Annotated in this window: 8 protein-coding genes and 1 pseudogene; 6 read left to right on the top strand and 3 right to left on the bottom strand. The window is 67.7% G+C overall.

What is annotated here, in order from left to right:
- The first annotated feature begins 28 nt into the window (after nucleotides 1-28).
- Complete coding sequence (locus ABT001_RS31805; protein ID WP_351284754.1) at nucleotides 29-1,252, top strand: AAA family ATPase; 1,224 nt, start codon at nucleotides 29-31, stop codon at nucleotides 1,250-1,252.
- Entirely contained in the window at nucleotides 1,249-1,899 is a 651-nt protein-coding gene (locus tag ABT001_RS31810) for a hypothetical protein (RefSeq protein WP_351284756.1), read from the top strand. Before ABT001_RS31805 ends, ABT001_RS31810 begins: the two co-directional genes overlap by 4 nt.
- A 37-nt stretch (nucleotides 1,900-1,936) precedes the next feature.
- Here ABT001_RS31810 and ABT001_RS31815 read toward each other — a convergent pair whose 3' ends face one another.
- Nucleotides 1,937-2,185 carry a DUF397 domain-containing protein gene (locus ABT001_RS31815; RefSeq protein WP_351284760.1) on the bottom strand — a complete coding sequence of 83 codons (249 nt, stop codon included), beginning with the start codon at nucleotides 2,183-2,185 and terminating at the stop codon, nucleotides 1,937-1,939.
- On the bottom strand, nucleotides 2,145-3,014 hold the full coding sequence (locus tag ABT001_RS31820) for a helix-turn-helix domain-containing protein (RefSeq protein ID WP_351284757.1): 870 nt from the start codon (nucleotides 3,012-3,014) through the stop codon (nucleotides 2,145-2,147). Before ABT001_RS31820 ends, ABT001_RS31815 begins: the two co-directional genes overlap by 41 nt.
- A gap of 207 nt (nucleotides 3,015-3,221) precedes the next feature.
- Here ABT001_RS31820 and ABT001_RS31825 point away from each other — a divergent pair, with 207 nt between their 5' ends.
- Both ABT001_RS31825 and ABT001_RS31830 read left to right on the top strand, forming a co-directional pair.
- Nucleotides 3,222-3,707 (top strand): ATP-binding protein, encoded by a 486-nt coding sequence (locus ABT001_RS31825; protein WP_351284758.1) that lies wholly within the window; start codon nucleotides 3,222-3,224, stop codon nucleotides 3,705-3,707.
- A gap of 152 nt (nucleotides 3,708-3,859) precedes the next feature.
- Nucleotides 3,860-5,173 (top strand): hypothetical protein, encoded by a 1,314-nt coding sequence (locus ABT001_RS31830; protein WP_351284759.1) that lies wholly within the window; start codon nucleotides 3,860-3,862, stop codon nucleotides 5,171-5,173.
- A 27-nt stretch (nucleotides 5,174-5,200) separates the two neighbouring features.
- Here the strand turns inward: ABT001_RS31830 and ABT001_RS31835 are convergent, their stop codons facing one another.
- Nucleotides 5,201-5,545: an ISAzo13-like element transposase-related protein gene (locus tag ABT001_RS31835; protein WP_502967554.1), complete on the bottom strand. Its 345-nt coding sequence runs from the start codon at nucleotides 5,543-5,545 to the stop codon at nucleotides 5,201-5,203.
- 124 nt (nucleotides 5,546-5,669) lie between these two features.
- On the opposite strand from ABT001_RS31835, the pseudogene ABT001_RS36155 reads away from it, so the two are divergent.
- Nucleotides 5,670-6,965, top strand: a pseudogene (locus tag ABT001_RS36155) (DUF6531 domain-containing protein); the annotation flags it as partial.
- 356 nt (nucleotides 6,966-7,321) lie between these two features.
- The gene (locus ABT001_RS36160) at nucleotides 7,322-8,611 is read left to right on the top strand and encodes a hypothetical protein (RefSeq protein WP_502967555.1); all 1,290 of its coding nucleotides are present in this window, start codon (nucleotides 7,322-7,324) and stop codon (nucleotides 8,609-8,611) included.
- Nucleotides 8,612-8,657 lie beyond the last annotated feature (46 nt).

Raw genomic sequence — 8,657 nt, forward strand, 5'->3', positions numbered from 1 at the left:
GCCCCACTCACCCGATAGGTTCGCGACCATGCCCGGCCGTCTGCTCGAACTCCACGTGGAGAACTTCCGCAGCCTCCGCGACGTGACCGTCCCCCTCGGCCCCCTCACCGTCCTGGTGGGGCCGAACGGGGTCGGCAAGTCCAACCTGCTGAAGGTCTTCGACCTGCTCTCGGACATCATCCGCACCGACCTCCAGCCCGCCCTGGACGCACGCGGCGGCTTCGACGAGGTCGCGTTCTGGGGTGGTCCCAAGCCGCCCACGTCCATGTCGATCCGGCTCAAGGCGACCTGGACGACTCACGCGAGCGTCAACGCACCCGACGAGTACGAGCTCACCGTCCGCCGCCGCAAGCTCCGCAGCAGCGAGGACGCCTACAGCCTGTCCCGGATCGAGAGCTTCCAGTTCAAGCGCACGCAAGGACGCGGTCGTCGTATCACCGTCTCCGGCGAGGAAGCCAAGGTCGTCGACAAGCGGGCCGGGAAGGAGTCCGACAGCGGAAGCTTCGGCATCCAGCGGCTGAGCAGTGGGCTGTCCACCCTGCCGCGCCTGGCCAGTTCGGACGGCGGCGAAGAGGTCTCCAAGGTCGCCCAGCAGCTCTCCACGTTCCGGGTGTTCGACGTCGACGTACCCGCCGCGCGACTTCCTGCCCGCCTTCGCCGCAGCCGCTTCTTTGATCTCTCACCCGATGCGGACAACCTCGCGGAGTTCCTCTACTACCTCAGCTCCGCAGAGGAGACCTGGCAGGACCTGGTAGCTGACGCGCGGACCGTGCTGCCCCAGCTGGACGACATCGAGTTCGCCAGGCTCGGCGGCTCCGCCGACCAAGTGACCGTCATCCTCCGCGAGCGGGGCCTGCGCCGGCCTACCCCCCTCGCCGACGCCTCGTACGGAACCGTCCGCCTGCTCGGCCTCCTCGCCATGCTCTACGACCCGGACCCGCCGGCCCTCACCTGCGTCGAGGAGATCGACCACGGACTGCACCCCCAGGCCCTGGAACTGATCGTGGAACGACTCCGCGAGGCCTCCACACGCAGCCAGTTCCTCGTCGCCACCCACTCCCCCGCCTTGGTGGACCGACTGGAACCCGAGGAGTTCATCGTCTGCGACCGCGACGAGGACGGGGCCTCGATCATCCCGGCCCTCACCACGGACGAGGTGCACGCCATCGTCGAGGAGTCCGGTGACCAGCCGCTCGGTGAACTGTGGTTCTCCGGCGTACTCGGAGGCGACCTCACCGGCGGTGAACTGTGAGCCGTAGGGCACCGCTCATCCCCCGCCAGGGCCGAGGCGTCATCGTGCTCGCGGGCGAGGACGCCAACGACTGCGACATCCTGGCGTCGATCATCCGCCAGCACCACCCGAACCTGGGCTCGGCGAAGATCGTGCGCATCAACGACCCGGTGCGCTTGAAGAAGAAGACCGGACGCGAACTCGCCACGGCGGTGAGCACGCTGGTCGGCAAGGCCAAGGGCAAGGCGCTCCAGCAGCGCGGCCCGCTGGTCGGTTTCGCCATCCACGAAGACCTGGACGGCTTCACGGACAACCGCTACCGCACCGTACGCAAGACACTGTCCGAAGAGCTCTCGCGCCAGAGCCCGTGCGATGCGGCACTCGCTCTGGCGGCCTGGGAGTCGGAGGCGTGGTTACTCCTCTTCCCTGGCGCGTTTCCACACGTCCGTCCGCGCTGGAAGGTGCCGGCGCAGCTGCGTGGCAACGACACGGGGATGCTCAAGGACCCCAAGGAGACCTTGAAGACCAAGATCGGCTCGCCCACCTTCCGCGAGAGCGACGGCGCGTTAATCGCGAAGGCGGCGTACGAGCGAGGGCTGCTCGCCAAGCCACAGGGCAAGAACCGCTCGTACGACGACTTCGTGGCCGAGCTGACCACGTGGGGCTGAGGGGCCGGGCGGGCTGACGGGCGCCGCCCAGCCCGCCTCACACCTCGCTGACGAACCCGACGAACGCGGTCCAGGCCTTCGGAGCGAGGGCCAGGGGAGGACGAGTCACGTCCTTCGAGTCGCGGACATGGACAGTGCTGGGGCAGGTTGCTATTTCAAGGCACTCCCCGCCCTCACCGCTGCTGTAGCTGGACTTGTGCCAGGCCAGAGTCACTTCAGCGCACTCCCCAGCATCCTCTTCACTGCTACAGCGGTTCCTGGGCAAGCGGTGCGCGACTCCGAGCATGGTCATTTCTCTGCTCTCCAAGCAACGTCTCGACAAAATCCATCGACTCACGCGGAGTCAGCGCCTGAGCTCGCAAGAGCCCATAGGCCTCTTCGAGCTCGCGGACTGAGCTCCGGTCGGTGTAGAGACGGCTGTCCTTATGCGCCTCCACATAGGCAATCCTCCGTCCGTCACGCGTCTCGATCAAGGTGAACGGCCCTGACAGCGCCGCGTGCTCCTCGCACTCAATGGGCATGACCTGGACCACCACATTGCGTCGTCGGCCGCACAACAAAATGTGCTCCCACTGCCCGCGCCTCACACTCTGGCCACCGAGAGGGCGGCGCAAAACGGACTCCTCGATGACGAAGCTGATTGTCGGCATCGTAGGCTTCGCGAAGATGTCCCGCCGAGCAAGCCTGGCGGCAATCCTTTGGCTGACGGTCTCCTCCCCCAGCAGCGGACGCCGCATGGTGAACACCTCTCGGGCGTACCCTTCCGTCTGCAACAGCCCGGGTACGGCCTGGTTCGCGTACACATGCAGCTCCACAGCGTCCGCTTCCAGCCGTGCCGCATCGCGGAAGAACGCCGGATACCGCGCCCGCGCCACCTCCGCCTTCATCGCTACCAGCAGCCCGCCCGCCCCCAGCACCTCGTCCGCCCGGTCGATCATCTCCGGCTTCGGGATGCGCCGCCCCAGCTCCACCGAGGCGATCTGGTCCTCGCCGTATCCCAGTAGCGACCCCAACTCGGCCCGTGTGAGCCCCTTCCGCTCCCGCAGCAGCCTCAGCTGCATCCCGAAGCACCGCAGGAATCCCACGGCTCCGTCGTCCCGTTCCGTCTCCGTCATCTCTCACCCCACCACGTACACCGCACACCCTCTGTCCGTCACAAAAATACGCACAGCGCTCACGCTGCGTGCCCGAATCTGACCCGCTCCCCCGAAAGAGCCCCTGCCTGTCAGGGGCGTACGCAAGCCCCCGCAGCCTGTACAACCGGCCCCCGTACAAGCGTTGCTGCTGGTGGACGGGATGTCGCTCCCGCCAACCTCACTCCCATGACCACCTCCCCCACCGCCTCGCGCAAGAGCGAGCCACCGCACACCGGCCACGAATTCGTCATGCGCTTCACGTCCACCCCGCGCGGTGCCCGCCTCGCCAGGCTCCTGGTCGGCGAGCGGCTGGACGCGTGGGGCATCCCCTACCGTTCCCCCGCCCACGACACGCTCTCGCTCATCACCGGCGAGCTGAGCACCAACGCCGTGCAGCACGGCCACGTCCCAGGACGCGACTTCCGCGTACGCCTGACCGTGACAACGGAGGTAATCCGCATCGAGGTGACGGACACCCGCACTGAGCGCCGCCTCGCTGGCACCCGTCGGCCCACCACCCCACCCCCGGACTCCGAGACCGGCCGCGGGCTCCTCCTCGTCAAGCACCTGGCCACCCGCTGGGGTGTCACTCCACGCGTCGGCGCCCCTGGCAAGACGGTCTGGGCCGAGCTGTTCATGCGCAGGGCGGTTGCACGTTCACGGATCACGTAGATTGGCTGCCCTCAGGGGGAGTCGGTACGGCCGCAGGACAGGCAAAAGACCGGTGATCATCAGCGTTTCCATGCGCGTTGATCACACGAGAGTGCACGCCGCTCCGGTCGGACATCAGCCGTAGGCTGCTGTGGGCGAACAAGGGGAAGACGATGATCGACTACCGCAAGGCACCAGCCGTTCCGGTGTGGACGCTCGCGACGGGTGACGTCCGGGTGCCCGCAGTGGTCGGAGACGGGCCGATGACGGCTGAGCGCCTGGGCGAACTGCGGAGTGTGCTGGCCGCCCTGGCCGACGAGCCGATCGCCACGCTTGAGGTGCATCCGTTGCCCGCCGACCTCGACCGCAGCCGAGGTATCCCGCTCGACGCCGTGAGCCCCCTGGCACAGCACCTGTCGCAGCTCGTCACGCAGACAGCGCGGAACTCCTCAGCGGCTGCTGCCGCGACCTCCGCCGGCGAGAACCTGTACACCATGGTAGTTCCGGCGAAGGTCGCCGCTCAGCTCGGTCAGGGCACCCTTCGCTCGATGATGTCGAAGGCGGTGGCCGGTGGCATCCGCGGCCCGCTCGTAGACCCCATGGGCCGCATCGCCGGCGGCGCGACCTTCGTGCCGGTCGGGAAGGCAGCAGCGGCGGGTGCGGCCGGTGGGGCCGGTGCGACGGCCGGCGTCGCAGCCGCCGGCAGCGCGGCGCTCACCGTGGCCGCGCCGCTCGTGCTCATGGCCGTGGCGGTGGGGGTGAGCGCGCACGCCGACCGCCAGCGCCAGCAGGCCATCGAACACATCACGGAGCTGCTGGAGCAGCTGCACGAAGAGAAGCTCGATGACGAGCACAGTGAACTCGACGGCTGTCGCGATGCCATCGACAAAGCCACCGCCATCCTGCTCGACCAGGGCAAGCTCGGCGTCTCGCTGGGACTGGATTCGGCGGTGCACGCCATCAACACGGCGCTGGGCAGGGCTGATCGCCGCCTTGCCCGGTGGCGGAGCGCACTCGACAAGCTGCCCGACGGCGAGGCCGTCGAGATCGCCGTGCTGACCAAGTCGTTCCCCGGTGTCGGTGACCAGGGAGGCACGTTCCGCGCCCACCTCGAACTCGCGGCCCTGGCCCTGGCGCTGAAGCGGCGGGTCATCGTCCTGCAAGCCGTCGAGCATGCCCAGAACGACCCTGGCAACCTGTTCGAGAGCTTCACCCGCGCACTCAGGCGCGACCAGCAGCGCCTCGACGAGCTCGAGTCGGGCATCGCCGGTGTCCTGGTGCGCCTGTCGGCGCTGGAGCTGGCCCGCCCGAACGGTCTGCGGCCCGTCTTCACGCCCGGTGAAGTCGATCGACTGATGCGCGCGACGCACCGGATTCACCAGCTCGGCGATGGCATCACGGTCAACAGCCGCGCGACAGACGTGGCGATCGAGATCGCCCGCGACAGGGACGGCTCGGTGGTCGTGTTCCCCGCGCTTCCCGCCTGAGGGCTCTCGAGAAGATTACTCCGCGAGTTATTGCTCGGGGCGTGGTGTCGGGGTGTGGCCGGCGATGGCGTGGAGTTGCTCGGCGGAGGTCGCTGCGAGCGGACCGGCGGGGATGACGTGGTCGAGTGCGGCGAGGGCAGGGGCGGCATCTCGGAGAGTGGTGCTGATCGCGGGCTGGCCGGCCTGGGTGAAGTCTCCGGCCTGGTCGTTGAAGTAGCGGAACTGGGGCATCACGGCCGGGGTGCCGGGCCCCTCGGGTGTGCGCGAGGGGCCTTGCAAGGAGTAGCCCTCCGCCTCGGGAAGGGTGACCACCGTGTCGCGCCCGATGCACTGCCCCTGGAGCGACAGCTCCCTGTCCGGCGCCCGTAACACCAGGTCTGCCCGTCCCTCCCGATCTCGCAGGGCATGGCGGTCAATCGTATGGTGGTTCGAGCTGATGATCAGTCAATCGGGGGGTTGCATCGTGGGGTATACGATTCCTGAGGGTGTCGACACGATGCTCGATGTGGTCGGTGTGGGCTGGCCGAACGTCGACGAGGACGCCTACCGCGACATGGCGGACGCGCTGCGGGAGTTCGGTGATGACGCGGACGACGATGCGTACGCCGCCTACCAGCACATCCAGAAGCTGCTGGCGAGCGGGCAGAGCGAGTCGTTGGCCGCTCTGGACGCGCACTGGTCGAAGGTGCAGGGCAAGCACAAGGATCTGGCGAAGGCCGCGCGGCTCGTCGCGGGTGCCCTGGACCGGGTCGCGGACATCATCGTGGCCCGCAAGATTGCCGCCGTGGCCGAGCTGGCCGATCTGTGTGCGACGGTGGGTATCACGCTGGCGTTCGCCCCGGTGACGGCCGGCCTGTCGGCGCTCCTGGCCGGCGCGAAGATCGCGGCGACCCGTATCGCCTTCAAGCGGATCCTCAAGGAGATGGCTGAGGCCGCCGTATCGGAGATCGTCGCGACGCTCACCGAGCCGGCGGTCGCCGCGATCGAGAACATCGTGGCGGATCTGGCCGTCCAGACCGCGCTGAACGTCGCGGGCGTGCAGGACGGCTACGACACCGGGCAGGCGGCTCAGGCGGGCAAGGACGCGCTGCAGATCAACTCGGTGGGCGGGTCCGGGGGTCCGGGCCCGGGCGGTGGCCCGGTAATCGACCACGACGCGCACAGCAAGGCTGGGATGCACCTGGCCGGTGTGCAGATCACGATGCGCGAGAAGACGGGCGGCAAGCTCGGCAAGGCCAAGGGACACCACGGCCGGGCCAAGGGCAAGGACTCCCTGACCGCCGTACTCGACACCACGATCGAAGGGGTGGTTGACAAGCTCGGAAAGGCGCTGAGCGACATGGGCGACCACGTGGGCAAGACGGTTCCCGAACGCATCGCCAAGAGTTCCAAGACGCACAAGGACACCGACCACGACATCCGTGACGGCCTGAACAAGATCACCCCGGGCGACGGCAAGGGTGACGACAGAGGTGAACGGCGCGTGGACGACGGAGGCGGACGCCGCAGAACCCCGCCTTCGATGCAAGACGCCCAGGAGAACCCGCGAGGCAATGCGGTCTCCCTGTCCAAACGACGCTGTGAGACGGATCCCGTCGATGTCGCCAGTGGGCAGATGGTGCTGCCGCAGACGGATCTGGAGCTGCCCGGGGTTCTGCCCCTCGCTATCCGACGCACCCACATATCCGACTATCGATACGGCCACTTCTTCGGCGCGAGTTGGGCATCGACCCTGGACGAGCGTTTGGAACCTCTCGGTAACGGCGCCGCCTGGGCGCGCGAGGACGGTTCGGTGCTTCTCTACTCCGCGCTGCCCGAGGAAGGCGCCGGCACGCACCCCGTCGAGGGGGAGCAACTGCCGCTCACGCACGGGGGCACCACAGCGATGGGCGACATCACGTACGTGGTGACGGACCCACGCACAGGTGTGATCCGCAGATTCCTGGGCAGCCCTTACCGCGGCGGCGTGTACTGGCTGCTGGAGATCGAGGACCGCAACGGCAACACCATCCGGATTCACCGTGACGACCACGGCCTGCCCTCCGCCGTGCTGCACGACGGCGGCTATCGGGTGCTCGTCACCTCTGGCCACAGCTCGGGCGCGTCACCGGACTGTCGCTCCAAAGTCCACAGGGCCCTGTCCCAGTCGTGGCCTTCGGCTTCGACAGCGACGCATGCCTGGAAACGGTCACCAACTCTTCCGGGCGCGCCCTGCGGTTCACCTACGACCAGGACAAACGGATCACCTCCTGGACCGATCGCAACGGGTCCGCCTACCAGTACGTGTATGACAGCGCCGGTCGGGTCGACCGGACCATCGGACCCGAGGGCTTCCTCTCGTCCTCCTTCACCTACGAGGTGGAGGGCGCAACGAACCAGCGGATCACCCGCTACACCGATTCCACCGGCTCGGAAACCGTCTTCCATCTCAACGAGCATCTGCAGGTCATCCGCGAGACCGATCCCCTCGGGCACACGACGTATTCCGAGTTCGATGCCTTCGGCCGCCCGTTGTCGCGCACGGACGCTCTGGGCGGTACCACCCGCTACGAACGGGACGAGGAGGGCAACCTCGTCGGGCTTGTCGCCCCCGACGGTGCCCGCACCACTGCGACGTACAACGACAGGAACCAGCCCGTCGCGATCACCGAACGTGGGGGCGTCACACGGCGATACGCATACGACGATCGTGGAAACTGCGTTGCCGCGGTGGATGCGATCGGCGCAAGGACCGACTACGAGTTCGACGCCCATGGTGGTCTGATCACGGTGCGTGATGCGGCAGGCGGCCTGACCCGGATCACGAATGACGCCGCAGGTCTGCCCGTCGGGATGACGACCGACAGCGGTGCCAGCATGCTCTGCACGCGCGATCCCTTCGGCCGGGTCACCGAGGTCACTGACGCCATGGGTGCCACCCTCCGCCAAGGCTGGACGGTCGAGAGCAAACTCACGTGGCGGGAACTGCCCGACGGCACACGCGAACAGTGGGCGTGGGACGGGGAGGGCAACCTCATCGAACACGTTGACCGCATGGGCCGTGTCAACACCTCCGTGCCTACACATTTCGACCGGGTCGCGACCCGCCGGGACGCCGACGGAAATGGCTATCGCTTCACCCATGACACGGAACTGCGCCTCACCACTGTCACCAACGCGCACGGCCTGGAGTGGCACTACACCTACGACGCGGCGGGCCGACTCGTCGCGGAGACAGACTTCGACGGCCGCACCGTCTCCTACACGCACGACGCGGTCGGCCGCCTCATACGGCGCACCAATGCCGCGGGGCAGAGTCTGGCGTACGAAAGGGATGTTCTTGGCAGAGTCACCCGGATTCGCCATGAGGACGGTGCGGTCTCCGCCTTCACCTATGCGGCCACCGGTCACCTAGTAGGGCTTGGTCAGGTCGATGTTGGCGCGGGTATGTCGCGGTGACAGGTGGGGCAGGCGCCGGCCCATGTCGCGAGGATGGTCTGTAGCT

This window comes from Streptomyces sp. NPDC002793, from assembly GCF_040295485.1.
Classification (GTDB): Bacteria; Actinomycetota; Actinomycetes; order Streptomycetales; family Streptomycetaceae; genus Streptomyces.